The 25442-nt window shown below is 49.6% G+C and carries 40 protein-coding genes and 2 pseudogenes; 38 read left to right on the top strand and 4 right to left on the bottom strand.

What is annotated here, in order from left to right:
* The first annotated feature begins 16 nt into the window (after positions 1-16).
* Together IPL71_RS18435 and IPL71_RS18430 are read left to right on the top strand one after the other, a co-directional pair.
* Positions 17-487: a site-2 protease family protein gene (locus IPL71_RS18435; RefSeq protein ID WP_345324153.1), complete on the top strand. Its 471-nt coding sequence runs from the start codon at positions 17-19 to the stop codon at positions 485-487.
* Positions 484-762 carry a site-2 protease family protein gene (locus IPL71_RS18430; protein WP_345324151.1) on the top strand — a complete coding sequence of 93 codons (279 nt, stop codon included), beginning with the start codon at positions 484-486 and terminating at the stop codon, positions 760-762. Before IPL71_RS18435 ends, IPL71_RS18430 begins: the two co-directional genes overlap by 4 nt.
* A gap of 30 nt (positions 763-792) precedes the next feature.
* Here the strand turns inward: IPL71_RS18430 and IPL71_RS18425 are convergent, their stop codons facing one another.
* Genes IPL71_RS18425 through IPL71_RS18415 form a run of 3 tightly spaced genes read right to left on the bottom strand, consistent with a single transcriptional unit; the run spans position 793 to position 2613 of the window.
* On the bottom strand, positions 793-1242 hold the full coding sequence (locus IPL71_RS18425; protein WP_345324149.1) for a MarR family winged helix-turn-helix transcriptional regulator: 450 nt from the start codon (positions 1240-1242) through the stop codon (positions 793-795).
* Positions 1235-1672 carry an EVE domain-containing protein gene (locus IPL71_RS18420; RefSeq protein WP_345324147.1) on the bottom strand — a complete coding sequence of 146 codons (438 nt, stop codon included), beginning with the start codon at positions 1670-1672 and terminating at the stop codon, positions 1235-1237. Before IPL71_RS18420 ends, IPL71_RS18425 begins: the two co-directional genes overlap by 8 nt.
* Complete coding sequence (locus IPL71_RS18415) at positions 1669-2613, bottom strand: MarR family transcriptional regulator (protein WP_345324145.1); 945 nt, start codon at positions 2611-2613, stop codon at positions 1669-1671. The genes IPL71_RS18420 and IPL71_RS18415 overlap by 4 nt, the downstream gene beginning before the upstream one ends.
* Before the next feature lie 431 nt (positions 2614-3044).
* On the opposite strand from IPL71_RS18415, the gene IPL71_RS18410 reads away from it, so the two are divergent.
* The 14 genes and pseudogenes from IPL71_RS18410 (at position 3045) to IPL71_RS18345 (ending at position 12923) form a co-directional block, all read left to right on the top strand.
* Complete coding sequence (locus IPL71_RS18410) at positions 3045-3356, top strand: antibiotic biosynthesis monooxygenase family protein (protein ID WP_345324143.1); 312 nt, start codon at positions 3045-3047, stop codon at positions 3354-3356.
* 33 nt (positions 3357-3389) lie between these two features.
* On the top strand, positions 3390-3791 hold the full coding sequence (locus IPL71_RS18405; protein WP_345324141.1) for a DUF4267 domain-containing protein: 402 nt from the start codon (positions 3390-3392) through the stop codon (positions 3789-3791).
* Between the two features lie 552 nt (positions 3792-4343).
* On the top strand, positions 4344-4712 hold the full coding sequence (locus IPL71_RS18400; RefSeq protein ID WP_345324139.1) for a TMEM175 family protein: 369 nt from the start codon (positions 4344-4346) through the stop codon (positions 4710-4712).
* Between the two features lie 95 nt (positions 4713-4807).
* Complete coding sequence (locus IPL71_RS18395; protein ID WP_345324138.1) at positions 4808-4939, top strand: hypothetical protein; 132 nt, start codon at positions 4808-4810, stop codon at positions 4937-4939.
* A pseudogene (locus IPL71_RS18390) lies at positions 4939-5178 on the top strand (SDR family NAD(P)-dependent oxidoreductase); the annotation flags it as partial. The gene IPL71_RS18395 and the pseudogene IPL71_RS18390, both read left to right, overlap by 1 nt.
* The gene (locus tag IPL71_RS18385; RefSeq protein ID WP_345324136.1) at positions 5177-5491 is read left to right on the top strand and encodes an SDR family NAD(P)-dependent oxidoreductase; all 315 of its coding nucleotides are present in this window, start codon (positions 5177-5179) and stop codon (positions 5489-5491) included. The pseudogene IPL71_RS18390 and the gene IPL71_RS18385, both read left to right, overlap by 2 nt.
* Before the next feature lie 514 nt (positions 5492-6005).
* Positions 6006-6626, top strand: a complete 621-nt coding sequence (locus IPL71_RS18380) for a DUF1295 domain-containing protein (protein ID WP_345324134.1) — start codon at positions 6006-6008, stop codon at positions 6624-6626.
* Between the two features lie 14 nt (positions 6627-6640).
* On the top strand, positions 6641-7480 hold the full coding sequence (locus tag IPL71_RS18375; RefSeq protein WP_345324132.1) for an SDR family oxidoreductase: 840 nt from the start codon (positions 6641-6643) through the stop codon (positions 7478-7480).
* 15 nt (positions 7481-7495) lie between these two features.
* On the top strand, positions 7496-8059 hold the full coding sequence (locus IPL71_RS18370; protein WP_345324130.1) for a PadR family transcriptional regulator: 564 nt from the start codon (positions 7496-7498) through the stop codon (positions 8057-8059).
* Between the two features lie 16 nt (positions 8060-8075).
* Entirely contained in the window at positions 8076-9206 is a 1131-nt protein-coding gene (locus IPL71_RS18365) for a phytoene desaturase family protein (RefSeq protein WP_345324129.1), read from the top strand.
* A complete protein-coding gene (locus IPL71_RS18360; RefSeq protein ID WP_345324220.1) occupies positions 9149-10192 on the top strand; it encodes a phytoene desaturase family protein in 1044 nt (347 codons plus the stop codon). The genes IPL71_RS18365 and IPL71_RS18360 overlap by 58 nt, the downstream gene beginning before the upstream one ends.
* A 452-nt stretch (positions 10193-10644) precedes the next feature.
* A complete protein-coding gene (locus IPL71_RS18355) occupies positions 10645-11088 on the top strand; it encodes a hypothetical protein (RefSeq protein ID WP_345324127.1) in 444 nt (147 codons plus the stop codon).
* Between the two features lie 121 nt (positions 11089-11209).
* Entirely contained in the window at positions 11210-11554 is a 345-nt protein-coding gene (locus IPL71_RS18350) for a YciI family protein (protein WP_345324125.1), read from the top strand.
* A gap of 118 nt (positions 11555-11672) precedes the next feature.
* A complete protein-coding gene (locus tag IPL71_RS18345; RefSeq protein ID WP_345324123.1) occupies positions 11673-12923 on the top strand; it encodes an RNA polymerase sigma factor in 1251 nt (416 codons plus the stop codon).
* A gap of 20 nt (positions 12924-12943) precedes the next feature.
* Here the strand turns inward: IPL71_RS18345 and IPL71_RS18340 are convergent, their stop codons facing one another.
* Positions 12944-13681, bottom strand: coding sequence for a type 1 glutamine amidotransferase domain-containing protein (locus IPL71_RS18340; protein WP_345324121.1), 738 nt, complete (start codon positions 13679-13681; stop codon positions 12944-12946).
* 178 nt (positions 13682-13859) lie between these two features.
* Here IPL71_RS18340 and IPL71_RS18335 point away from each other — a divergent pair, with 178 nt between their 5' ends.
* From IPL71_RS18335 to IPL71_RS18230, 22 genes and pseudogenes are all read left to right on the top strand, one after another.
* Positions 13860-14156, top strand: a complete 297-nt coding sequence (locus tag IPL71_RS18335; protein ID WP_345324119.1) for a PadR family transcriptional regulator — start codon at positions 13860-13862, stop codon at positions 14154-14156.
* A gap of 19 nt (positions 14157-14175) precedes the next feature.
* A complete protein-coding gene (locus IPL71_RS18330) occupies positions 14176-14412 on the top strand; it encodes a virulence activator alpha C-terminal domain-containing protein (protein WP_345324117.1) in 237 nt (78 codons plus the stop codon).
* Position 14413: 1 nt separating this feature from the next.
* Positions 14414-15136, top strand: a complete 723-nt coding sequence (locus IPL71_RS18325) for a CPBP family intramembrane glutamic endopeptidase (RefSeq protein ID WP_345324115.1) — start codon at positions 14414-14416, stop codon at positions 15134-15136.
* 1 nt (position 15137) lies between these two features.
* Positions 15138-15854, top strand: a complete 717-nt coding sequence (locus IPL71_RS18320) for a CPBP family intramembrane glutamic endopeptidase (protein ID WP_345324114.1) — start codon at positions 15138-15140, stop codon at positions 15852-15854.
* Between the two features lie 17 nt (positions 15855-15871).
* Entirely contained in the window at positions 15872-16726 is an 855-nt protein-coding gene (locus IPL71_RS18315) for a MerR family transcriptional regulator (RefSeq protein WP_345324112.1), read from the top strand.
* Between the two features lie 11 nt (positions 16727-16737).
* Complete coding sequence (locus tag IPL71_RS18310; RefSeq protein ID WP_345324110.1) at positions 16738-16956, top strand: hypothetical protein; 219 nt, start codon at positions 16738-16740, stop codon at positions 16954-16956.
* 57 nt (positions 16957-17013) lie between these two features.
* Positions 17014-17697, top strand: coding sequence for an MBL fold metallo-hydrolase (locus tag IPL71_RS18305; RefSeq protein WP_345324109.1), 684 nt, complete (start codon positions 17014-17016; stop codon positions 17695-17697).
* A gap of 5 nt (positions 17698-17702) precedes the next feature.
* The gene (locus IPL71_RS18300) at positions 17703-18098 is read left to right on the top strand and encodes an SDR family oxidoreductase (RefSeq protein ID WP_345324107.1); all 396 of its coding nucleotides are present in this window, start codon (positions 17703-17705) and stop codon (positions 18096-18098) included.
* Positions 18055-18576, top strand: a complete 522-nt coding sequence (locus tag IPL71_RS18295) for an SDR family oxidoreductase (RefSeq protein WP_345324106.1) — start codon at positions 18055-18057, stop codon at positions 18574-18576. The genes IPL71_RS18300 and IPL71_RS18295 overlap by 44 nt, the downstream gene beginning before the upstream one ends.
* A gap of 108 nt (positions 18577-18684) precedes the next feature.
* On the top strand, positions 18685-19251 hold the full coding sequence (locus tag IPL71_RS18290) for a PadR family transcriptional regulator (protein ID WP_345324105.1): 567 nt from the start codon (positions 18685-18687) through the stop codon (positions 19249-19251).
* A gap of 1 nt (position 19252) precedes the next feature.
* Positions 19253-20095 (top strand): CPBP family glutamic-type intramembrane protease, encoded by an 843-nt coding sequence (locus tag IPL71_RS18285; protein WP_345324103.1) that lies wholly within the window; start codon positions 19253-19255, stop codon positions 20093-20095.
* Between the two features lie 187 nt (positions 20096-20282).
* Positions 20283-20822: a TetR/AcrR family transcriptional regulator gene (locus IPL71_RS18280; protein ID WP_345324217.1), complete on the top strand. Its 540-nt coding sequence runs from the start codon at positions 20283-20285 to the stop codon at positions 20820-20822.
* 24 nt (positions 20823-20846) lie between these two features.
* Positions 20847-21224, top strand: coding sequence for a DUF4260 domain-containing protein (locus tag IPL71_RS18275; RefSeq protein WP_345324101.1), 378 nt, complete (start codon positions 20847-20849; stop codon positions 21222-21224).
* 95 nt (positions 21225-21319) lie between these two features.
* A pseudogene (locus tag IPL71_RS18270) lies at positions 21320-21709 on the top strand (DUF2867 domain-containing protein); the annotation flags it as partial.
* 76 nt (positions 21710-21785) lie between these two features.
* On the top strand, positions 21786-22442 hold the full coding sequence (locus tag IPL71_RS18265) for a TetR/AcrR family transcriptional regulator (RefSeq protein ID WP_345324097.1): 657 nt from the start codon (positions 21786-21788) through the stop codon (positions 22440-22442).
* A 14-nt stretch (positions 22443-22456) separates the two neighbouring features.
* Complete coding sequence (locus tag IPL71_RS18260) at positions 22457-23230, top strand: NAD-dependent epimerase/dehydratase family protein (RefSeq protein WP_345324095.1); 774 nt, start codon at positions 22457-22459, stop codon at positions 23228-23230.
* Entirely contained in the window at positions 23200-23430 is a 231-nt protein-coding gene (locus IPL71_RS18255) for a Rossmann-fold NAD(P)-binding domain-containing protein (protein WP_345324093.1), read from the top strand. Before IPL71_RS18260 ends, IPL71_RS18255 begins: the two co-directional genes overlap by 31 nt.
* A 1-nt stretch (position 23431) precedes the next feature.
* Positions 23432-23581, top strand: a complete 150-nt coding sequence (locus IPL71_RS18250) for a hypothetical protein (RefSeq protein ID WP_345324091.1) — start codon at positions 23432-23434, stop codon at positions 23579-23581.
* 431 nt (positions 23582-24012) lie between these two features.
* A complete protein-coding gene (locus IPL71_RS18245; RefSeq protein ID WP_345324089.1) occupies positions 24013-24396 on the top strand; it encodes an MBL fold metallo-hydrolase in 384 nt (127 codons plus the stop codon).
* Complete coding sequence (locus IPL71_RS18240) at positions 24377-24661, top strand: hypothetical protein (RefSeq protein ID WP_345324087.1); 285 nt, start codon at positions 24377-24379, stop codon at positions 24659-24661. The genes IPL71_RS18245 and IPL71_RS18240 overlap by 20 nt, the downstream gene beginning before the upstream one ends.
* Positions 24619-24954, top strand: coding sequence for a hypothetical protein (locus IPL71_RS18235; protein ID WP_345324086.1), 336 nt, complete (start codon positions 24619-24621; stop codon positions 24952-24954). Before IPL71_RS18240 ends, IPL71_RS18235 begins: the two co-directional genes overlap by 43 nt.
* A 154-nt stretch (positions 24955-25108) precedes the next feature.
* Positions 25109-25414 (top strand): hypothetical protein, encoded by a 306-nt coding sequence (locus tag IPL71_RS18230; RefSeq protein WP_345324084.1) that lies wholly within the window; start codon positions 25109-25111, stop codon positions 25412-25414.
* Positions 25415-25442: the final 28 nt, after the last annotated feature.

Here is a 25442-nt window from a genome sequence, read left to right as displayed (position 1 = left end):
AGGAAAATATAAGACCATGTTATTTCAAGTCCCACCCGCCACCCGCTTTGACCTTAACTTCTCCCTTGCCGGATTCACAGTGCGAGTCCACCCTTTATTTTGGGTGATCGCTCTGCTCTTTGGATCTTCATCCGGCAGCGTCTCTGGCCTGATCGGCTGGGTGATCGCCATGTTTGTTTCCATTCTGATCCACGAATTGGGGCACGCCCTCGCCTTCCGCCGCTACGGAATTGACTCGGAGATCATTCTCCATGCAACGGGCGGACTGACTGTGCCAAACTCATTTTCATTTTCGTTTGGCGGGCGATATTCAATTTCAGCCAATCAACAGATCATCATTTCCTTGGCAGGGCCATTTGCCGGATTTTTATTTGCCGGTCTTATTTTGGTCATAACCATTCTATTGGGCGGCATTGTAGCCCCCACTGTACTATTTGGATTTCTTCCATTCCCGGTCGTTTACATTCCATCGGTGGAGACGTTTTGAACTCATTCTTTATGAGTCTGCTTTGGGTTAATATTTTTTGGGGATTTATCAATCTAATGCCCGTCTATCCACTGGACGGCGGCCAGGTGACCCGGCACATCCTAATCCAAACCGATCCATTGAACGGCCTGCGCACATCGCTTGGTGTCTCTGTCATTGCAGGCGCAGCAGCAGCAATCGGCGGACTGCTCTTTCTGGGCAGCACCTATATGGCCATTCTATTTGGATTTCTGGCCTTCCAAAGTTTTCAGGCCATGCAAAGCAGAATGTATTAAGAGTCTCTCCCTGAAAAAATCAAACAAGTTCTAGGTATCAGAATCAATCAGTTTCAATAATTGTTTATTAAAGGCCGAAGCCCCTGCGCCCAGCGAGTTGAAAAACTCACGGTCGATGCCTTCCACCACCTGCACAGCCTGCTCCGCCAGTTTAAGTCCCTTGTTGGTAACAGCAAGGGACTTTGCTCTTGTATCTGTGGGATGCGGCTTGCGCAGGATCAATCCTTTTTCCTCCAACGTGCGCAACACATTGGAAGTCATCATTACATCCATTTTGGCATGATTGGCAAGGTCTATTTGTGTAAGGGGTTTCTCACTGACTGCAAGCCATGTCATGGAAGCAAGCAAAACAAATTGGGCGTGGGTCAGATCAAATGGTTTCAAACCCGCATTGATCTGCCTCTGCCACATGCTGAAACCTGCCAAGCAAAAAGCCCGGGCTTTCATCCGCATTTCAAATTGAAAAACGTCATCAGGCATTTATTTTCTCCGGCAACATTCGACTCGCGATCAAGTCAAAATCCACCTTGGGGATTTCGAAGAACCCGAACCGAAACATATAGCCCCAACTCGTTTTATCCTTGATGAATGTAAGAGCGGGGATCAACGGCAAAATGGGAACTTCAATACATTCTTTGTATTTTACATCACGGCGATAGGGAACAAATCCGCCGCCCATATCGAATTGATAGACAGATTCACCTGCCACTTCACCGATGGCGGTAAATGCCTGTAATTTCTCGTTGCCTTCAAACTCAACCTTCGGCGAATAATAGACAACGCCATCCCCCACTCGCATTCTCTTAAGCGGAGCCGCCTTGCCGTGATTGGCTTGCGCAATTCCCCAGCGCACACCGTTCATCACATGGTTCTTTGAGACAACAATCAACCAATAGCGCGGCTCGCTCATTTGGACTCCTTCGCGAGGTTGACCAGCCTGCCAATTGTCTCGGGCAAATCTCTGGCGGTATCTTTGCCAATCACCTGCGCGAACAGAAAACTCAGCGGACCTGAAATCGTCACGCGATGAGTCACATGCAAGCCGTCTTTCTCTTCTTTCAGTTCGTGGGCAAATTCCATTTTCGCCAGCGGAAGATGGGTCACATCCACAAAACGCATCAAAGGCTGGCATTCGATCATCACGGCTTTTGCCTCTGGTCCGCCCACTGGCTTGAGCGTATATTTCGTGCCCGCTTTGAATTCACCTTCGATGTGGCACCACTCCACGCCCTTATCCCATTTTGACCAATTCTCCACGTCTGCCCAAACTTTCCAGACCGCTTCCTTGGATGCATCCGTCACGAGTGTATGTTCAGTTGTCCACATATTTTTCTCTCCTTGTTTTATATATACATATATTATATTTATGTATATAATATTGTCAAGGATAAAAATTGACCCGAGTCTTCTATTCTTGATTTTCCAACCGCTGCCAAAAGCCGACATTTGATTCAGCTCTTTATCACTGAACTTGCTGAGAAAGTTCTCTCTCACAAAAGCGACATGCGCCTTAATTGCCTTTTCAAATCTTGCAGCGCCTTCTTTCGTCAATACAGCATATGCTCCGCGCCGATCCTCGGGGGCTTCTTCGCGCGTGACCAGCCCTGCTTTTTCCAGCCGCTCCACCAACCTGCTTACTCCGCTGCGCGTGAGAACGCTCTCAGCAGCCAAATCTTGGATCCGCACCCGATGATTCTCATTCCACGAAAGCCGCAGCAGAATCTCAAACTCAACATGCGTGATGTGAGAATGTGATTGTAAATCCTCTTCGATCATGCGGTTCATACGTCCGTAAACGCCCAGAAACCCGCCCCAGGCATTCTGTTCGATTTCTGTAAATCCGTCTCCCATGAAATTCTCCTTTTGCTCTTGACAAATGCGTGCTCACGCACATATAATAGGAATTACGTGATTAGTCACACAAATTTTATCACAAACTCAAGGAGAGACAAAGCCCCCCCCCCCCCGCGCCGGCCGGCCGGCGGGGGGGCGGGCGGGGGCCCGGGGGGGGGCGCCCCGGGGCGGGGGGGGGGGGGGGGGCCGGGGGGGGCGCCCCCCCGGGGGGCCCGGCCCCCCGGCCCCCGGGGGGGGGGGGGCCGGGGGGGGGCCCGGGGGGCCGGCCGGGGGGGGCCCCCCGGGGCCCCCCCGGCCCCCCCGGGGGCCGGGGCGGCGGCCCGGGGCCCCCCCCCCCCGCCCGCGGCGGCCCCCCGGGGGGCGGCGGGGGGGGGGGGCCCCCCGGGGGGGGGGGCCCCCCCCCCCGCCGGCCCGGCCCGGTCCCCGGAATGGAACAAGTCAAATCACAATATCTTGAAGTCGTCCGCTTTAATCTAAAAGCAGATGTAACCGCCGAACAATTCTTAAGCGCAGAAAAAGATATCCGCAGCGGAGCGATCCAAAAGCAAGCTGGCTATCAAGGTCGCGATATCTATCAGGATGCCGATGGTTCCTGGTTGATCATCCTGCGCTGGGACAGCAAAGAAGCCGCCGAAGCCTGGACGCCAATTTTCATGACCTTGAAAGAAGGTCAAGCCTTTGGCTCTTTATTGGAGTTTTCAAGCGCAAGACAAGAGCATTACACGTTGGTAAATCCGTAAAACTAATATTTACACATATCAAGGAGATAAATTATGAGTCCTGCTGCCAAACTTGTTCCAACCTGGGTCAGGATCATTGCTGGTCTTGTCACCCTGCTCAACCTGGCGTACGGTCTTTCAGGATATTTTGCCCCTGCCGGTATTCTACCGGGGTTGGGCGCTGACACAGCCGCAAGCCTGAATGCTGCTTACATTTTTAGTGCGCGCAATGTTGCCATTGGAATTGCCCTCGGGATTGTATCCTTAAGGGGCGTGCCTGAATCTATCGCCATTGTGATGATCATCCGCTTTTTGGTTGAAGCCCAGGATCTGGTCTTGTCGATCATTGCGGGAAATCCCCTCACCGCCTTGTTAATGCCCATTGTATTTATCGCGGTTGAATTGACAATTATTGTGACCATGTTCAAGATCGTCGGTGAGAGAGACAAGCACTAAACCAGGTTCGTAACGTGAATGCCTTCAGTGACAGCCTCCAAAAGGACTGTCACTATCTTTAGTTAAAACAGGAAAGGGCGGGGGGGTTCGGGCCCCGGGGCGGCGGGGGCGGCGCGGGCGCGGGGGGGGGGCGGGCGGCCCCGGCCCCCCGGCCCGGGGCCGGGGGGGGGGGCCCGGCCCCGCCGGCCGGAGGCCCACCAAAAAGCACTCGGGCGGGCCCCCCCCCCCCCGGCACCCGGGGCCGGGGCGGGCGGGGGGGGCTGGCCCCCCGGCCGGGGGGCGGGGCCGTGGGGCAAGGGCGGCGGGGGCGGGCCTCCCTCCGGGCCCGTCCCCGGGGCCCCGCCCCGCGCCGGCCTCCGGCCCCGGGGGCTGGGGGCGCCGCGGGGGGGGGGGGCGCCGGTGGGGGAAGGCAAGGCCGCCCCGCTGGCGGGGGCGAGGCGGGGCGCGGCGGCCCCCCCCGCGGCCCCCGGGGGGGGGGGGGGGGCCCGGGGGGGGCGGCCGCCGCCCCCCCCCCCCGGGCGCCCTTTTTCCACCCCCCCAGGGGGACATCCCATGACCAAATCCCGCCTCGAAGCATTTAGCGATGGCATGTTCGCCATCATCCTGACCATTCTCGTGCTTGAATTGAAAGTCCCTGAATTGGAGAACAGCACCTTTGCTGTATTTCTCGAAGGGATGAAAATCCTCGCGCCGAAATTCATCAGCTTTCTATTCAGCTTTTTCATCATCGCCATCTTTTGGGTGAACCATCATCACATCCTGCACAAGGTCCACAAAGTGGATTCAATATTTTTGTGGCTGAATGTTGCCTTGCTTTTTCTCCATGTCTTTTCCCTTTCATCACCGCCTTCATCGGTGACTATCTCAGCAACCCGTTTGTTGTGGCATTGTATCCGCTCAACATGGCGTTATCGGCGTTGATGGATAATGCCTTTGGAAGTATGCATTTGTAGACACGGACCTCGCTCCAAACAAATTGACTGATAAAGAAAAAAAAAAACGTCTAATAAGATCGGATGGCGGTCATCATTAATCTTGCTTCTGCGGTGCTGGCGTTCGTGTGGATTCCCATCACATTGGTGCAGATCATGATCATGCCGTTTATGTTTGTTATTCCTGAATTGACAGCGGGTATGAAAGAGGAATAATGCAAAATAAAATCGTCCTCGTCACCGGCGCCACTAGCGGAATTGGATTCCAAACCGCACTGGCGCTTGCCAAAATGGGTGCGCGGGTTGTCATCACAGGGCGCAGCCAATCCAGCGGAGAATCTGCCGTGGCTGAAATTAAAGCAGCAAGCGGCAATGCAAACGTGGACTTGCTGACTGGCGATCTATCAGCGCAGGCAAATGTCCATGCTTTAGCCGAGCAGTTCAAGGCGCGGGTTGAGGCGGTTGGATGTCCTCATCAACAACGCGGGCTTGGCGGCATCCGAAAGAAAATTAACCGAGGATGGAATCGAATCCAATTTTGCGGTGAATGTGGTCACGCCATTTTTGTTGACTCATCTACTGATGGATTCGTTGAAAGCCAGCACATCGCCACGTGTAATCACATTGATGGGCGGCGATGTGCCCGCGAAACTGGATATGGATAATCTACAAGCGGAGCGTTCCTTTGACGGGTTGAATTCCTATTCGCAATCCAAACTGGCGATGATGGTATTGATGTACGAGTTTGCCCAGCGTGAAAAGATGTGACGATCAACGTCTGCTATCCGGGGCAAGCTAGCACCAACATGACGCGCAGTGTCACGCCCGAAATGCTGCCAGGATTTATGCGTTTTATTTTCCCGCTGTTTAAGTTTATGGTACGCGATGATGACGGAAAATCTGCGGCAAAGGCTTCGCACTCATCTGTATATCTTGCTTCTTCACCTGAAGTCAAAGGTGTGACGGGAAAATATTTCGATACGAATTGCAAAGAAGCCGCATGGTCGCCCGCAGTGACATACGCGGACGTCCGCTCAACGTTATGGAAATTTGTTGAACAAGCCGCATTTCGCGCCGGGCCCCCCGGCGGGCCCCGCCCCCCCGGGAAATCTCATTCCCCCCCCCTCCTTTTACCGGCCCCCCATCTGTTATTCCAATAAATAAGGCCTATTCACTAAAAAATCCCCCTGACTTTCGGGGGATTTTTTGTTTTACCCCTTGACAGACATGTTTCTAATAAGTAATATATCTACATAGACATATAAACCAAAAGGAAATACATATGAAAACCGCGACCTTCATCAACATACACAAAGCACTCGTCACCCCCGTTGTCCTCGGCTTGATGTTCGCCTTCAACAACTGGAGCACTGAAGCCTTCATCTACCTCGCCATTCACGGCTCGTACAGCATCCTCTGGCTCATCAAAGACGCGCTCTATGCCGACAAACGCTTTGAAGAAAAAGTTCATCCCCTTGTTGGATTTATTTTTATCTTCCTCCCTTTGGCAGGATACTACCTCGCGCCTTATCTGCTCATCAGCCGCCACGTGACGTTGACACCGCCTCTGACCGCGCTCGTGCTTGTTCTGTACATCTTCGGCATTTTCCTGCACTATGTCAGCGACGCGCAAAAGTTTTACACCCTGCAAAATAAAAAGGGACTGATCGAAGACGGCCTGTTCAAATACACCCGCAATCCGAACTACCTCGGGGAGATCATGATCTACTCGGCCTACGCCATCATGTCGCTGCACTGGCTGCCGTTCCTCGTGCTCAGCGGTTGGGTCTTTGGTTTCTTCGTGAAGAATATGCTTTCAAAAGACAAGTCATTGTCACGCCACGCTCAATTCGTAGAGTACAAGAAACACTCTGGGTTGTTGTTCCCGAAATTATTCCAATAACAGGAGAAAATAAAATGGACAAGAAAATTCTCGTCATCGGCGCGGCAGGGTTTGTCGGCGCACCCGTAACCAAACAACTTCTCGCAGATGGGTTTTCCGTCCGTGCGCTGGTTCGCAACGCAGACAAAGCCCGCCAATTACTCGGCGACAAGGTTGAGATCGTTACTGGCAGTTTTGAAGACAAAGCCACCCTCGAAAAAGCACTCGCAGATGTGAGCGGAGTCAACATCAGCGTACCGTGGCAGTCTGAAGCTCAGGTGGCACGTGATGTGACCGAGATCCTCGCCAGGCAGGGACGCAAGAATGTCCGCGTAAGCTACATTTCAGGCACAACTGCCAATCCCGAGAATCGCGGATACGCCATGATCGATGAAAAACTCAAAGCGGAAGAAGTGCTGAAGAAAAGCGGCGTGGAATACACCATCCTCCGCCCCAGCTGGTTCATGGACGCGCTTGCATTATTCGTAAACGACGGCCGAGCCACCGTGTTTGGAAAGCAAACTCAGTCCTATTATTTCCTCTCGCTGGCAGATTTTGCCCGCGCTGTTTCAAAGCGCACCAGACCGAAGCCGCTGCGAACAAGACTTTCGTTCTCAACGGTCCCCAAGTCCATGTTGCTGATGACAGACGCGCTTCAGCAATATTGTGACGCCCGCCACTCTGGCGTCAAAGCCGCGTCCATGCCGATCTGGTTCGGGAAAATGCTGGCGATGATGATGAAAAGCCCGGCGATGAAAGACTTCGTTCAGATGATGGCCTATTTTGAAAAGTCACCCAAGGTCAGCCAACCCAACGGCGCGGAATCCATTCTCGGCACATCATCCATGACCATGAGCGACTGGCTCAAGAATTAGTACAAGGAGAAATAAATGCCACTTTCACATGCAATCCTCGGTTTTCTTGAATACAAACCCATGTCTGGCTATGACTTGAAAAAATTCTTCGATCAATCGGTTACCCACTTCTGGTCTGCCACGCAAAGTCACATTTACAAGGCGTTGGAGAATCTGGAAAACGAAGGCCTCGTGGAATCGGAGGTCATTCAAGGCGAAGGAAAACCCAACAGGAAACAGTATCAGATCACAGTTAAGGGAAGAGGCGAGCTGCGTCAGTGGGTGTCCACTCCGCTGCCGTTGGACATCACCCGCGAGGCCTGGCTCATTCAAGTCTTCTTTGCCCATAATCTGGCAAATGAAGAGCTGGTCAGTCTGTTCGAAAAACGGATCGAGGCCATTGAAGAATATCTGCTGAAATTTCAAACGGCGCAGGCAAACATTGACGGTAACTATAAAGAGCTTGGCGTCAAACGATTGCGCGACCTCTGGCAGTTGACTCTTGATTACGGCACCAGCCATTACGAGAACGAAATTGCGTGGCTGAAAAACACCTTGCCGAAAATTCGCAAATTACCAAAATTGGAAATGCCGAAATAATAAAAGGAAAATCAAAATGGAAAAATTTGACGTAGTTGTCATCGGTGCAGGTCTGGGAGGGCTCAGCGCCGCAGGATACCTCGCAAAGGCGGGGAAGAAAGTTCTCGTACTCGAACATCACACTGTTCCCGGTGGATATGCTCATGAGTTTCGACGCGGGAAATATCGCTTCGAAGTTGCCTTGCACGCCCTCGATGGCGCGGCTCCAGGCGGATGGGCGTACCCCATATTGAAAGATTTGGAAGTATTCGATCAGGTCCACTTTCATCGCATGGATCCGTTTTACACAGTGCGATTCCCGAAACATGAAGTTGTTGCTCATGCAGACATTGTGCAATATGAAACTGAACTGGTGCGTCTCTTTCCGCATGAACGCGAAGGCATTCACAACCTGATCGCAGACATGGTCGAAACCTATTGGCAAGTCCGCCGCTTTGGCGCGGAAGGGGACGCGGGCATTCGTCCGCCGCTTGAAAAAATGCCAGCCTTGTATCCAAAAATGCTGTCGGCCATGTCCATCTCCTGGGATGAGTATATGAACCAGTTCATCCAAGATGTGGAGCTCAAAGCGGTCTTCTCTACGTTGTGGGGATACTACGGCTTGCCGCCGGAAAAACTCAACGCGGCCATCTTCATCTTCCCGTGGGTTAGTTATCACCTTGTGGGTGCGTATTATCCCGAAGGCGGAAGTATGGCAATGAGCCGCGCGCTGGAAGCCACGTTGAAAAAATATGGCGGGGAGATTCGCTACAAGCAGACAGTCAACAAGATCGAGATTAAGGATGGACGCGCGGTGGCAGTCGTCACAGAGAAGGGTTTGCGCGTCGAAGCGGATGTCATAATCAGCAACGCAAACTCTCCCGATACGCTGCTCAAATTTGTCGGGCGTGAACATCTTCCCGCTGATTATGTCCGTGGCATTGAAGAAGCAAAGCCGTCTATTTCGAATTTTGTCTTGTATCTTGGTCTTGACCGCAACCTGCAAGCCGAAGGTTTTACCGATCACGAAATGTTTGTGGCGGAAGGCTATGATTCCAACAAAGATTTTCAAGCCGCGATGGATGGAAATTTGACCGCACTGCGGTTTCAATTACCTGCTACGACATTGCCGATCCTGACTGCGCACCCGAAGGCGGTTCGGTCTTAAATATTTTTTCGCTCGCCGATTGGAACACAGACAATCAATGGGGCACGGGCGGCAACCTCGAAAACTATAGCGACAACCCGCAATACAACGAGTTGAAGAATGCCGCCACGGAGGCGCTGCTTGACCGCGTGGAAAAAATCATTCCCAACTTGCGCAAGTCCATCAAGTACATCGAAGTCGGCACGCCAATTACAAACTGGCGTTACAGCCGCAACGTCGGCGGCGCGATCTATGGCACCGAGCAAACCGTGGAAAACGCCTATACCACCCGCTTGAACGCCAAAACACCGATCAAGAATCTCTTCCTCACTGGCGCCTGGACATTCGGTGGCGGCATGAGCGCCGCGCTGCTTTCGGGCCGCGATACATCCCGCATGGTGATCGGCTATATGGATGGAACAACTGTGACATTGATGACCGCGCCTAGTGAAGAAATCAGTAATCAGGTATCAGTGAGCAGTGAGGTGGAGATTAAATCCAGCTCCAGCCAATTACCAGTTACCAATTACCAATCCTCCGCCCCAGCTGTGACTTTCAAAGCTGCAGGTTCTGGTCGTGAAGTGACTCTTAATTCCATTGGTAAACGCAGCATTCTCCTCTTCCACACTGCTGATACTTCCGAAGACGCAGAAAGAATAAACAAGGCTGTCCGCGCTGTTGACGAATATCAAGCCTGCACATCCATCACCATCGCCAATGTCGTGGATTTGCATTCTGTGCCAAAGTTGTTCCGTGGCTTCGCTGAAAAATCCATGCGTGACTCTTTTGAAAAAGCAAGCAAGTCCATTCCGCAGGGACAAGACCCGCAAGATTACGTCATCATTCTTCCTGATTGGGACGGCAAAACCACCAAAGGCTTTGGCCTTGGTGACACAAGCAAAGTTGTCGGTCTCGCCGTGTTGGACGAACAAGGCGGTGTGGTCGGAACATATCAAGGCAATGAGCCAGAACGTCATGCGTTGGAGCTGTTAAAGAAGGTTTCGTAATCGTATCACTCTGGAGTCGGACAGCTTGCTGTCCAGACTTTAGAGTGAATCATCTATCCATCAGCTTGCTGATAAATTCCAAAATAAAAGAGGTTCATCACGGTCAATGAACGCGGCGCGACTGTCGGCGAGACCTTTGTGGTCGAAGGTCAAACCATCTACACCCGCTTCGGCGATTGATTCGGCTGGACGATGGTGGTGGTACTAGCCGTATTGATTTTTCTAGCCATCAGGCAAAAGGCAGGATTTTAGACAATTTCCTTGAAACCCCGCCTTGTCTTTGAACAGGGAAAGACACAAAAGGACGATAGCTACACGCAGGCTTGTAGGTTTTGGGCAAAAAGAACAGTGGGAATTCCCAAAATACTTTTTGCTTAATGTCCTATTTTGCAAAAGTCATTCGTCATAAGGGTGTAAGTAACATAAATCAATTACACAAGGAGATATAAAAAATGAATTCACTTTCCCGTATCCGTTCCGCATGGTCTTCACAGCCAGGAGTTTGGTTTAGCGTCGTTGCGCTCGTTGGGCTCTTATGGAACATTGTTGGCGCCTTACAGTTCGTCAATTCGCTGACCGCCGCCGAAGCAAGCATGAAAGGGGCGATGATGACGCCTGAACAGGTCGCGGTGATTACGTCCCTGCCTGCGTGGGTGACGCTGGTCTTCGGCGTTGGTGTTGTGACATCACTGCTTGGCAGTGTGCTGATGTACCTGCGCCATCGCGGTACCATGCCAACCCTGGTCGTATCGCTTTTGGCTTTCGTGTTGCTCTCGATCGCCTATGCGATTTATGGTGTCTTCGCGGCTATCGGAACCCAGCAAATTGTGACGATGACCGTGGTGGTCGTGGCTGCTGCTGGGCTGGTTTGGTTGAGTCGTATAATCAGCAAATAAAGCCAGTCATCTACAATATGCGTGATGTGCTCAACCTCAAATGGGCGTGTCCATTGTGTAAAAATATTCAACTCAATGTTCAGGCTTGATCTGAACAACCATAACAAAAGGAGAATTTGAAATGCGTGAATATATTATGATTTTTAGAGGCGATAAGGATCAGCCCAAGCCTTCCCCTGAACAAATGCAGCAAACGGTCATCCAATGGCAAAACTGGATCGGAAACATTGCCGCACAGGACAAATTTGTTGCCACAAATGTGCTCGGGTTTGAAGGAAGAACTGTCAACGCAGAAGGCGTGGTCAGCGACGGGCCCTACACCGAAATGAAAGAAATTGTCGGCGGTTACCTGATCTGCAAAGCCGAAAACCTGGATGAAGCCGTGGCGATGACCGAAGGATGCCCAACTTTGTTGAGCGGAGGAACAACAGTAGAAGTACGTGACGTAATGCCGTTTGAAATGTAGATATTGAAAACAGAGTTTGAGAGCGCACCCATTATTTTGGGTGCGCTCTCAAAAAGAACTTCTAAGTTCCTGAAATTCATCATTCCCGTTATCTGAAGTTCGCTCAAGGTTTATCATTTTGAATGAAAATGAGCTCATACCGCATTTATTCAGAACAGAGTACAGCAAAATTGTTGCCGTACTCTGTAAAACGTTTGGGCTGTCAAACATTGAAATTGCCGAAGATATCGTAAGCGACACATTCTTAAAGGCAGTCGAAACATGGGGGTCTAAAGGGATTCCCGATAACCCCACAGCGTGGCTTTATCACGTAGCCAAAAACAACGCAATCGATTTGTTTAGAAGACAGCAATTATTTGATAAAAAAATAGCCCCTGAACTGCAATTAAATACGCCGACCATTACAGAATTTGATTTTTCAGAAGAAAATATCAATGACAGTTTACTTCGGATGATGTTCGCGGTCAGTCATCCCAGCCTGACGACAGAATCGCAGGTTGCCTTGGCTCTTCGAGTGCTTTGTGGCTTTAGTATCGATGAGATCGGTAATGCGCTGCTCACCAGCAAAGAGAATATCAACAAGCGCCTTTTTAGGGCAAAAGAAGCCTTGAGAAATAGCGAACTGGAACTCGAAGACATTTCCCAAAAGGATATTGAAAAGCGGCTGGACAGTGTATTGTCCATACTTTATTTATTGTTCAATGAAGGTTATTTTTCAACCTCAACAGATGAAAAAATTCGTGAAGACCTTTGTTTTGAAGCCATGCGTCTGGCACATCAACTCACCAAAATAAATATAACAAACGTGCCGGATGTTAATGCTCTTTTGGCATTGTTTTGTTTCCAGACTTCAAGGTTCGAATCCAGAATAAATTCATCAGGGGAACAAATCCTTTATGGTGATCAAAACCCGGAAAAGTGGAACACCGAATTGATTGAAAAGGGAGAACTGTACCTGATGTTATCCTCTTCGAAATCACATTTATCAAAATACAAACTGGAAGCGATGATTGCTTTTTGGCATACGCGAAGATCAGTTGAAGAGAATGAGAAGTGGAATCACATTCTCCTTTTGTATAACCTGTTACTGCAAAAACAATACTCCCCAATAACAGCGTTAAATAGAACCTATGCATTGGCAAAAGTCAAAGGCAACAAAGCCGCTTTGCAGGAAGCATTGAAAATAAAACTCGAAGGTAATTCCTTGTTTCATTCGCTGCTTTCAGAACTTTATAAAGACTCGGACAACAACAAAAGCATCGAGCACTTGAAAACAGCGATAAAACTGACGAAGAACGAGAATGATAGAGTGCTCTTGGAGAAAAAGCTAAAACAAGCATTAACAGGAACACTGCCCAATGACGGTTGATGGAGAGATTCAACCAGTGCCTACAAAAGACCTTTCCGCCGTTCAACCATCTCTGCAAATGCGATTGAATACGGCAGGGCATCGAACAACCAATAACGCGATGTGACCAAATTCCTATCCACAACGAAATGTGGGAAGGGTATCAACCCTTTTGAATATTGGCGCGTGTCCTTTAATGCAGCGCGGGTTTCATCCTCGACATACGCGTCATACGTCCGAAAGCGCCGTCCCAACAACCAAAACGTGGAAGCGTAACCAATCTGTTCCAACTCTCTGGTGAGCGATGTGGTTTTGTAATCGTACAAAACGCTTTTCCCCGTGGATGGGTCTATGGCACGCGCCAACACCAGCAATCCGTGGCACATTGCTCCGACGCCTTTGTTCTGTTTGAAGAAATCCACCATTTTTTCCTGCAACACTTTGCTTTCCAAAAATTGCTTCATGCCAGAGGCATGACCGCCTGTGAGCAGGATGGCATCATAGTCAGCCGCATCAATCTCGTCGTATCGTATCGGCTTCTGATATTCGAGTGCTGCGGTCATGCGTTTGTAATCACGCAAGCCCATCGCTCCCGCCCCAAGCGGACCGCGCAGGAATCCCATCAACAGGCGATGGTCTGCCGCCGCGACTTTTCCATGCTCGGTGGCGAATGTTGCCCGCCAGCCTCGCTCTGCACACACGCGCCAGGGTGTAGCGGACTCGGTCGGGTCGAAGTCGGTATCGGGCAATGGAATCAGGACGTGGGGTTTATTTGGCATTTTTCTCTCCAGAACGGTGATAACCCAATTATATCGCTCTGCTAAAACGCCAGTGCCATTGGTAATCCAACCGCAATTGTGGTGGAAAATTCCAGTTCCAATTGATTAGTTTTTCCATTCTTGACAAGCTCTTATATATAAATTATTATATATAAATAATTGTATATCAAGAGGAAAAATGCTCAAATACGCCCTGCTCGGCTTACTCCAATACAACCCATCTACAGGTTACGACCTCAAACAATTCATGGATACCTCCACGTCCAACTTCTGGCACGCCAAACTCAGCCAGATTTACATCACGCTCAAGGCGCTGGAAAAAGAGGGGCTGGTCACTTCCGATGTGCAGGAGCAGACCAGTCGTCCCGACCGACGCGTGTACACCCTCACCGAACAGGGCACACAGGAATTGGACAATTGGCTGGGCGACACTAACGTCGGAACTTCCCCAACTCAAAGACCCTTTCCTGCTTAAATTATTTTTCTGCGCCCGTGTGGATAAGGAAACCCTGCTGACCCAGTTGAAACTTCAGCGCGACCTTCACCAAAAATTATTGAACGAATACAAGACTGACACAAAAGCCACCATCCAAAATGTACGCGAGAACGTGCCGCAGTTGAAGCAAGACGCGCTGTTCTGGGGATTGACCCTGCGCTCGGGCGAGTTGATTGAAGAAGCCACAATCCGCTGGCTGGATGAAGCCATCGAAACCATCAATAAGGAAATCTAACATGAACACTCAAAAGTCTGGTCGTCTCTGGTGGACTCTGCTCGCCGCGCCGTTTCTCGCGCTGGTCTTGATTGTCCTCGCTTCTGTTTATTTTGGCTTCGTCACGCAGGGAAAAGACCCCGCGGCGATTCCTCAACTCGTAGCAGACTCCACGCCCTATCAACTGGTGGCGCTGCAAATTTGGCTGCTCCTCATCCTGATGAAAACCATGAAGCGCGAAGGTCTTTCGTGGAAAGACATCGGCTGGAAACTGCAAGACGGTCAACAACTCTGGCGTGAGATTCTCATCGGCGCCGTCCCTGGCGTGGTGATTGCCCTGCTTTACTTTTTCGTTCTCACTCCCATCCTCGTCAGCCTGCAAAACATTTGGGATTACGTCCCCGCTGGTTCGGTGCTCACCGCGCTTGGCGCGTCGCTCATCCCCTTCGCCATCGCAGATGTGCTTCTCGCGCCCTTCGTCGAAGAAAGCATTTATCGCGGCTACGGCTTGACTGGTCTGCTCGGAAATTTCAGTCAGCCCGCCGCCATCGCCATTTCGGTTTTCTTCTTCGGCATCCTGCACTGGACGGGTGGCTTCTGGTATATCGTGTTGGTAGGACTCGTCGCGGGCATCCCCTTCGCGTATCTGCGTGTCACGCGCAAAAATGTCATTGCGCCATTTGCCGCGCATCTGGCATTGAACCTGCTTGAGACGATTTTTATCATCATCGGAATTGGAAGTTAACATGACGCCGCTTCTCACCGCCCTGATCGTTGGTCTCGCCGCCGCAGGCATTTTCGCCCTTCGACCTGTCACTGCCAAAATCAAGACCGTCCTCAACCAAAACTCGGTGGTTGATTTTCAAATCAAATTTCAATCCCTGCAATTGATTCTGACCGCCGTTGTTCTGCTCCTAACCTATTTGCTCAACCCTGAGAACTTCGCGCGCTTCTTCCGCATGGGAGACGTCAACGCGCACATTAGCAAAATCACGTGGCTTGGAGTCACTGGCAACGAGACCTGGCTGGAGATTGCTCTCACACTCGGACTGTATATTACCATTGGCACAGGTATCTTCATGTTCTTCCAGTTGAAAAAAGCAGGCGTGGATTATCGATACTTTTTGTTCAGCCTGCTCTGGTCAATTCCGTTCTCGATGGCAAACGCCTTTTCAGAAGAAGCCATCTTCAGAATCGGAATCGTCTCACCGCTGTATGGAATTTTCTCGGTATCCGTCATCGTCCTGATTTCAGGCGTGGTCTTCGGCGCTCCTCATTATTTCGGAATGCCCAGCGGAATTGTTGGCGCATTGATGGCGGGTTTCCTCGGCTGGCTGCTGGCAATGAGTTTGGTCGAAACACAGGGACTTCTCATCGCGTGGGCAATCCACTTCGCGCAGGATGTGGTCATCATCACATCAATGATTTTGATGAGCAGAAAACTTGACTCTGTCCCTGCGTAAGAGTTTATACTTTACCCATGCTAAAAATCGGTGACTTCTCACAACTGGCGCAGGTATCTGTCCGCGCTTTGCGGATTTATGATGAGATGGGCTTGCTCAAACCCGTTCATGTGGATCGCTTCTCAGGCTATCGCTATTACGAAGCGGAACAACTCCCGCGACTCAACCGCATCATCGCGTTAAAAGATTTGGGATTGTCTCTGGAGCAAATTTCGCAATTGCTCAACGACAATTTGTCCGCTGAGCAGTTGCGCGGCATGTTGATGATGAAGCAGGCGGATTTGGAACAGGAACTCAAAGAGGGAAAGCTGCGCCTCATGCGCGTGGCGGCGCGTCTGAGGCAGATCGAGCGCGAGGGAACGGTCTCACCGTATGAAGTGACCGTGAAGGAAGTTCGCCCGTTGACGATTGTTTCGGCGCGAATTTCACTCGCCACACTGGATGAAATTATCCATATCCGCTGTGGGATGTATGACTCGGTCTATCGCTGGTTGGATGATAATCGAATCGCGCCGCTGGAGCCTGAACTGGCAATCTACGATAACGCGGAATATGTCGAAACGGACATCAACATGGAGGTGGCTGCTATCGTGGAGGAAAAGGTCTGGGAAAACAGAAGCAGGCTAAAGGTCCAGATGGGAGGCGTGGAACTTCATCAACTGCCTGCGGTGACCGAAATGGCATCCGTCATCCATCATGGAAAATTGCTCGAAGTCGGCGACGCGATTGGCGCTTTGTTCCAGTGGGTTGGTGAAAACGGCTATGAGGCGAATGGCGCGTATCGCGAATTGCATTTGTTTGGGCGCGAGCTCACCTGTGAAGATGAAGACAATGTGACTGTGGAAATGCAACTGCCCTTTCGCAAAATATAGGAGAACTGAAAGTGCTAAAAACAACACTGCGCGTTTTCTTTATGCTCGTCATTGGATTTGTTTTGGGGGTGATTGGTTTGTTCATCGCCATGTACATCGGCGGAAATTATGCCGAGGATTTTGTGTTCAATGGCGTTCGCGGATATGAAGCCACGGGGCAAATCGGATTTATCCTTGGCGGGGCAATCGGTTTAATCTCAGGCTGGTGGTTTCTGTTCAAAAAAAGATGACGCACACCCTTGACTCTGACGTTGGGGAAGACTGTATAAACGGGGCAAGAGGACAACATGATTCAAATTGCAAAAGACGTTTTTCAAATTCCAGTCATGCCGCGTCAGTTGGTTAACACCTACTTGATCGGCTCCACGTTGATTGATGCGGGTATCAAGGTTTCGGGGCGAACCATTCTGCGTCAGCTTGGAAACCATAAGTTGACCGCGCACGCGCTGACCCACGCACACCCAGACCATCAGGGCGCAAGCGCGGAATTATGCAAAAAGTTGGGGATTCCGTTTTGGGTGGGTGCGAAGGATAAATCTGCTGCGGAGAGCGGTTTGGTGGTCGGGGCCATGCCGAACCCAAAACACCCAGTTGCCATCTTCGAACAAAATTTTATGGCTGGACCTGGTCATCCCGTTGACCGCATTTTGCAGGAAGGCGACAGGGTTGAAGATTTTGTCGTCATCGAAACGCCTGGACATTCGGCGGGGCATGTTTGTTTTTGGCGCGAGCGTGACGGCGTGTTGATAGCAGGTGATGTGCTGCGCAATATCAATTTTTTCACAACCATGCCAGAACTCAACGCTCCTCCCGCAGTTTTTACAACTGGCCTGGAAACAAAACCGCAAATCCATCAAGAAGATCGCTGCTCTCAAGCCGCAGGTGATTTGCTTCGGGCATGGTCCCGCAATTCGGGACACAAATCGAATCATCAAGTTTGCAAAACAAATCGGCTTATCAAAAACAGGTAAAAGACATGACAAACACAAATAAAACCATTCTCGTCATCGGCGGGACGGGCATGCTTGGAAAGCCCGTGGCACAACAACTCAAGGCGGATGGATTCAATGTCCGCTTGCTGGCGCGCAATCCTGAAAAGGCGCAGAAGCTTGTGGGCGCTGGATATGAAATCGTCAAAGGTGATGTGGATAACACTGCTGCTTTGAAAGAAGCGATGATTGGCGTAGACGGAGTCCACATTAGTTTGAAGGGTGGGCCAAGTGACGCGGACTTCGACCGCATGGACCACATCGCCACGCGCGATATTGCACAGGCTGCAAAAGAAAAAAATGTGGGCCGCGTGACGATCCTTTCGGCGTACGCTGTCAGTGTGGAAAAGGCTGATACGCCAGGAGAGCAGGTCAAAGCTTAAGGGCGAAGCGGCTCTTAAATCCAGCGGCGTGCCTTATACGATATTCCGCGCTTCGTGGTTCATGGAATCCTTGCCGCTGTTCATTCAGGGCAAAAGCATGTCGCTGATCGGGAATCAAATCCATCCGCTGCATTGGATCGCGGTGGAAGATTATGCGCGCATGGTTGCAAAAAGTTACCAGACCGATGAAACACTAAACAAGGAACTTTATATCTTCGGGCCTGAGACGTACACCATGGGCGAAGCAATGAAAATTTATACAAGCCTTGCCGCGCCCGAGGTGAAGATCTCCCCCATCTCAACCAAGATGTTATCGGTACTCGGCACGTTGACCTTCAACACCGAATGGAAAAGTACAGCAACGCTCATGACACATTACGAACGTCACGGCGAAGATGGCTCGCCCGAAGAAGCCGATCGTTTGCTGGGAAAACCAAACACCACGCTAAGCGAATGGAGCGCAAAACATCGAAAATAAAAAAGTGACCGTGAAAAAAATTTCACGGTCACTTTTTTATTTAGCCTTGACTTTTTTATAATACTTATACTATAATACAAGTATTATAGTGCTATACGAAAGGAATCCATGTCACTAAAACACGCCATCCTCGGATTTTTGTCCTTTGCCCCGTTCTCAGGCTACGACCTCAAAAAAGCCTTCGACCGCTCGGTGCAGCATTTCTGGCCTGCCAACCAAAGCCAGATCTACCGCACGCTGGCCCAGCTCGACGAAGAAGGTCTGGTCGAAAAAGAAGTGGTCGAGCGCGAAGAACGCCTTGATATGAAGATCTACAACATCACCGAAACCGGCCGCGCCGAATTACAGCAATGGCTTTCCACCCCCCTGCCCGAGCACGATACGCGTGAACCGTTTCTGATTCAGGTGTATTTCGGCGGCAAGCTCAGCGACGAAGAAATTCTAAACTTGCTAAACCTCAAACTAAAAGAGATCGAAGAGCGGCTGGCCGTGTATGAAGCCGTGTATCAAATGACTCAAAACACGCCCAGCAAAGTCACCGATCCGCGCACCGTTTTTTTTGCCATGCTCACACTTGAGCTGGGATACATCAACTCAAAATCTGACGCGACCTGGCTGCGTTCGGCCATTGAGCGCGTTGAAACAAAAAATTACAACATTCAAATAGGAAAATAAAATGAACAAGATCATTCGCAATATCATCATCGTCGCACTCTTCACTGTCGGCGGCGGCTGGCTCGGCATTTGGCTTAACGGCGTCACCGGTAACACACAACCGCCCATGCAAAGTTTGGGCGCGCTGGTCTGGCTCACCACGCCCGCCTTATCAGGAATTTTACTGCGCGCCCTTGGCGGGGATGGCTGGAAGGATTCCGGCTTCGGCTTGAATCTCCTCTCAGGCTGGAAGTGGTATCTGGTGGCGATCCTCGTCTATCCGCTCGCCGCTCTCTTAACCTTTGGCTTGGGTACCGTCCTCGGCATCGTCAACGCGGACGGATTTGCCGCGCAGGGCTTCAACGCATATCTTTCTGTAGCTGGCACAATGTTCATCGGCTCGCTGATGAAAAACATCTTCGAAGAATTTGCGTGGCGCGGATACCTCACCCCAAGATTAGAAGCCGCAAACATTCGTCCGCTGTTGAATCATTTGATCGTTGGTATTCTGTGGTGGTCATGGCATTTGCCGTACTACTATTATTTCCTCGACCGCAATGTATTAATAGGATCCATCACCACCAGCATTCCCGTCTTCCTCGCCATTGGATTACTCGTCTTGTTCCCCACAGCAATTCTGTTTGGTGAATTGCGTTTGATCAGCAAATCGGTTTGGCCGGTCTTCGTTTTGCACAACGTCATCAACGCATTAAGTATGCCGCTGCTCATTAATGGATTCATCAAAGTCAACGGTCCGCTGGCGGCTGTGTTCACCCCCACCAACGAAGGGATTATCACATCCATTTTGTTCGGCGCGGCGGGACTGGCTCTCTATCAATATCGCATGAAACATCAATCTGCTTAATAAAATTAGCAACCAATCATTTCTACTAAAAGACACTCTGGCAATCCCTGCAGAGTGTCTTTTTTGCCCTTGACAATTTAGTATAAATATACTAAATTAGTAACATATTACTAAAAAGGAAAAGTCATGTCACCACGAGTATACAAAGCGTCACAACAAACGAAAAACAATATTCTAAAAAAAAGCGATCGAGGTTTTCAATCAATCTGGCACGGCTTCGATCTCAATGAATGCTTTGGCCGAAGTTGTAGGAATGAGCGCTGGAAATTTACAGTATCACTTCAAGAACAAGGAAGAGGTCATCCGTGCCATCATGGAGGAAATGTTCAAACAGTTCGATGTGATCTATCAACCCACGGAACAACCTTTCACGCTTGAAACACTGCGCCGCATGATGCGCCTTAATTTTGAGATCATCTGGTCCTATCCATTCTTTTTTCGCGAACTCGGCGCCCTGCTCCGTAATGACAAGCTCCTAGCCCGCCGCTTTCGCGAAATTCAGGAGCAAAGACTCGCAGATCAGGAAAAAATTATTAAAGGGCTGGCAGGCACAGGTGGAAACAGAGCCGCTCTTAATCCAGACGAATTGCATAATGTTGTTTTCACCGGCTGGGTTTTAGGACATACCTTACTGCCCTACATTGAAAGTATGGGACAGAAAATCAACGAAGCCGCTCTGGAACAGGCGGTTGAGATCATGGTTCAACATTACAAACCTTATCTGTAATTTACGCAAACAAGGAAAATTAAAATGAAAAATTTACTTAAACTCGAAGAATTATTTATGTTCGGTCTCTCCATCTTTCTTTTTTCAAAATTAGAATTTGCCTGGTGGTGGTATCCATTATTTTTATTTGTCCCCGACCTCAGCATGATCGGTTATCTTGTCAGCCCCAAAGTTGGCGCAATGACTTATAACTTCATTCACCACAAGGCCCTGGGAATCAGTATCTTTGTCATTGGTGTGCTTCTGACCAGCGCATCTCTGCAATTTGCCGGCCTAATCTTATTTGGTCATTCGAGCATGGACCGTATTTTGGGATATGGTTTGAAGCATTCAGATTCGTTCCAGAACACACATTTGGGGATAATAGGCAAGTATGAAACCAATAAAATCCAGCCTGCCTAATACATCCCTGTTAAAAAATACCGCCTATGATTATCTGGACAGTTATTCAGTTGCACTTGATACGAACAACTTAAAACGTTGAAAAAGTTGGAAAATCCTTCTTCACATCAAGTCCAGTCTGGGTGGGCTGGCTTTTCACATTACGCAACAAAATCGTTTCGATTATTGGATTAAAGACATCCGGCTCAAGTGAAGCAAAACATAAAACCGTGCTAAAGGACTTCAAAGGTGAAATTGGACAAAGAGTCTGCTTGTTCAAAGTTTTCGATGGAAATGAGAACGAAATCATTTTAGGCGAAGATGATAAACATCTTAATTTTCGCGTCTCCCTGTTGCTCGATAAAAAAGAAAACCAACTTCATATCTCAACGATTGTCAAAATTCACAACTGGCTGGGAAAGCTATATTTCCTGCCTGTAAAACCATTTCACAAATTAATCGTCCCCAGCATGATGAAGGGAATGGTCAATCAATTAACGAAATAAAAAACGAAAGATTGCCATAAACCTCTTGACAAAATGACCTGTGGTCAGTTATAAATGACCACAGGTCATTTATATTATGAAAAAACAACGCGCAACAAACGAAGAAGACAAACTCGAAAAGCGGCAGGTCATCCTGACCGCCGCCATGCAAACTTTCAAAAACACTTCCTACAGCGAAGTGACCATGGCTGCAGTGGCACTCAAAGCCAAACTGGCAAAAGGCACCCTCTTTCTATACTTCCCCACCAAGGAGGAAATGTTTCTGGCATTGATGGAAGACCAACTCATCGAGTGGTTCGACGCAGTGGATATGGAACTGGATTCACTTAAAGCGAAATCTTCCATTTCCAAAATCGCATCTCTGGTTGCAGATTCACTGCAAGAGCGGGCCGAATTTACCCGTCTGCTTGCCATCCACTCGACCATCCTTGAGCAAAACGTCAGCTACGAATCGATCTTCAAGCACAAGCAGATCATCCTGCAAAAACTGGCAGGCACGGGCGCAAAGCTGGAAAGGTCACTGCCTTTTCTGAAAGCAGGCGAAGGTGCGCATGTTATTTTGCAATGTCAGGCTTTGGTCGTTGGCTTATGGCATCTCACTGACCCATCCCCCATTGCGCGCAAAGTCATTGAAAAAGAAGGACTGTCCGCTTTCGATCTGGACTTCAACTCTGAATTTCAAAACATATTAACCTCTTTGCTGTATGGCATTGAGCAACAATCCAAATCATAAAAAGGAATTTACTCATGAAATATTTTATTACTGGCGCAACTGGATTTATCGGCGGACGACTCGCCCATCAACTTAGAGAAGCGGGTCACGATGTGATCGCTGTGGTGCGCAATCCTGCCAAAGCGCAAGATCTGGCCCAATTGGGAGTCACCCTCTATCAGGGCGATGTGACCGAGAAAGAGTCCATGCGCAAACCGATGACCGGCGTGGATGGAGTCTTCCATGTGGCAGGCTGGTATAAAGTCGGGGTGCGCGATAAGAGTCAGGCGGTTGCGATCAATGTGGAAGGCACACGCAACGTGCTTGAGTTGATGAAGGAATTGAATATTCCGAAAGGCGTATACACCAGCACACTCGCTGTCAACTCGGATACACATGGTGTGGAAGCCGATGAAAATTATCATTTCACAGGTAAACATATCAGTGTCTACGATCAGACCAAAGCCGGCGCGCATGATGTTGCTGTGCAAATGATCAAGGAAGGTTTGCCGCTTGTCATCGTGCAGCCCGGACTCGTCTACGGCCCCGGTGACACGAGCAGCGTGCGCACTTCGTTGATCCAATATCTGACAAAGCAATTACCTGTCATGCCCAAACAAACCGCCTTCTCCTGGGCACACGTGGATGACATTGCACACGCGCATTGGCTCGCCATGGAAAAAGGAAAGTCGGCGAGAACTACAACATCTGCGGATCAACGCACACCTTTATCAACGGGCTCGAAATCGCAAAAGAAATCGCAGGCGTGCGCTTACCGATGGCCGTGCCTGCGGGCATGCTGCGAGTAATGTCTGCGATGATGTATGTGCTTGATAAAGTGATTTCTGTTCCAGAGAGTTTCACAGGTGAAGGTCTGCGTGTCGTTGCGGGCGTCACTTATATCGGCAATAACAGCAAGGCCAAACGCGATCTTGGCTACGATCCGCGCCCACTCAAGGAAGGGTTGGCCGAAACATTGAAACACGAAATGAAATTGCTTGGAATGTAAAATGAAGCCCATCCATCTTGGAAAATTATTTAATCTGCAAATGGATATTCCTCTCTGGCCTGAGAACTGGTACTACCTCGGCTTATTCACTCTGCTTGAAAACGTGTTTTGTGTTCACTTTGCAGGTATTCGTTCCCTTGAGCTTCAATGATGGCGGAACAATTCTAAAAAATTTACAGAGGAAATCATCTTGAATTTCAAAATCGCCCATATCAGCACTGCAACCATGCTTTTGAGATTGGAAAGCTGCCATCTTAACCGACCCCGTATTTGATCCTGCTGGCGGGAAATATTCCTTCGGCTGGGGCACCGGCTCGACAAAGCTGACAAATTCCCCTGTTTCGACGGAAGCCCTCGGGCAGATTGATGCGTGTTATTAAGCCACGATCATCATGAAGATAATCTTGATCAAGCGGGGCGTACCTTTTTGCCAAAGGCCAAACGTGTGTTAACAACCACTTCAGGCGAAAGACGTTTGCGCGGCAATGCTGAGGGACTGGCAAACTGGCAAAGCACAATTTTGGAGTCAGGCGATACAAAAGTAAAAGTCACGCCACCCCCGCCCAGCACGGACCATTATTCGTGCGCCCGTTTGCAGGGCAGACAATTGGTTTCATGCTGGAATGGGAAGGCCAGCAGAACGGCGCATTGTACATCACCGGCGACACGATCTTTTATCACGGCATTCAGGAAGTGGCGGAGCGATTCACTGTCAGCGTGGGGATATTTCACTTGGGCAGAGCCAGCTTCCCGATTACGGGTCCGATCCGCTTTACGATGGATGCGAAAGATGGGGTGAAAGCGGCGCGAGTCTTAAATCCGCGCACGCTCATTCCGATCCACTATGAAGGCTGGAAACATTTTCGGGAAGGCAGGTCGGTCATCGAAAAGGAATTTACAGCCGCGGGATTAAGCGAGAAGCTGCGATGGCTGGAGATGGGAAAAAATGTTGAAATCGAAATATAAAAAAATATTCGTTCTGGTAATGAGTATGATTTTTATGGCATCCTGCGGGGTTGATATTTCAGGCAGGCCGCCATTTGAAGATCTAACCATCTCGTCTGATTACAAACAGATCGTTAATCTTGAAGGATATACATGGGATGTGACTTTCGAGTTACCCACTGACTCCACTTTACAGGAGTGGTGCGCCACACTTCGCTTTGGTATGATTCGTCTGCACCGTTCATGTCGCATGATATTCTTGTCACCACGGGAGATTACGCATTGAAAGATGTTGTGGATGTGAGTGTGATGGGGCATAAATTCTTTTACCACTGGGACGACGCGGCTCCAACGGGAACGATCAATCTCCTGCATATTTTTCCCGCCACGGCGGAAATTTTCGACCAATTAAAGTTAATCAGAAAATGGGATAACGTCAGCATCAGCGGGCGGGAAATTCTCAAGATTGACAAATATGATTCAGAGGGAAAATATCTCGGCTATATGACGGATGCAGGCTGTAACACGATCCTAGTCACATCAGTGACTATTCTTGCAAACGAAACCCCGGTTCCATAAAATCGCCCGTTCGCAAGCAATAAACAAGAGGGAGGCAAACGAAAGCGCTTGCAATATCCTTGCAATACACTCAACAAGAGAATCTATTTGTAATAATGGACGTATATAACATGAGATAGAGTCTAACTTTGAGTGCGCCCTGGTGGAGGAGAATATGCAATCAAGCCTTACAATATTAATTGCAGTCGTTTGTGTTTTTTTCTTAATTATTTTGATGATGGTTGCCTTTGTAATTGTTGTGGCCGGCAAAGGCAAGGCTAGACATGATACGTTGGCAAAAGCGCTGGGGTTATCACTTCTCGAAGATACTCTGACCCTGCTTAACCGTGTTACGTATGTAAACAACATCACCCGCCCCGAACTATATCGCGTGGAGAATGTGTACTCACGTCACTCTTCAAGCGGAGATGTCTATATGTTTGGCTTTCATCGCCGCGATGTAAAGGAGGGCCGACAGTGAAGTAAAAAGCCGTTCCAGTAAGATTCAC

Origin of the sequence: Candidatus Villigracilis proximus (assembly GCF_016717045.1) — a bacterium.
In the GTDB taxonomy this organism is placed as follows: domain Bacteria; phylum Chloroflexota; class Anaerolineae; order Anaerolineales; family Villigracilaceae; genus Villigracilis; species Villigracilis proximus.
Note: the sequence above shows the minus strand (reverse complement) of the source record. Positions and strands in the feature narration are given on the sequence as shown.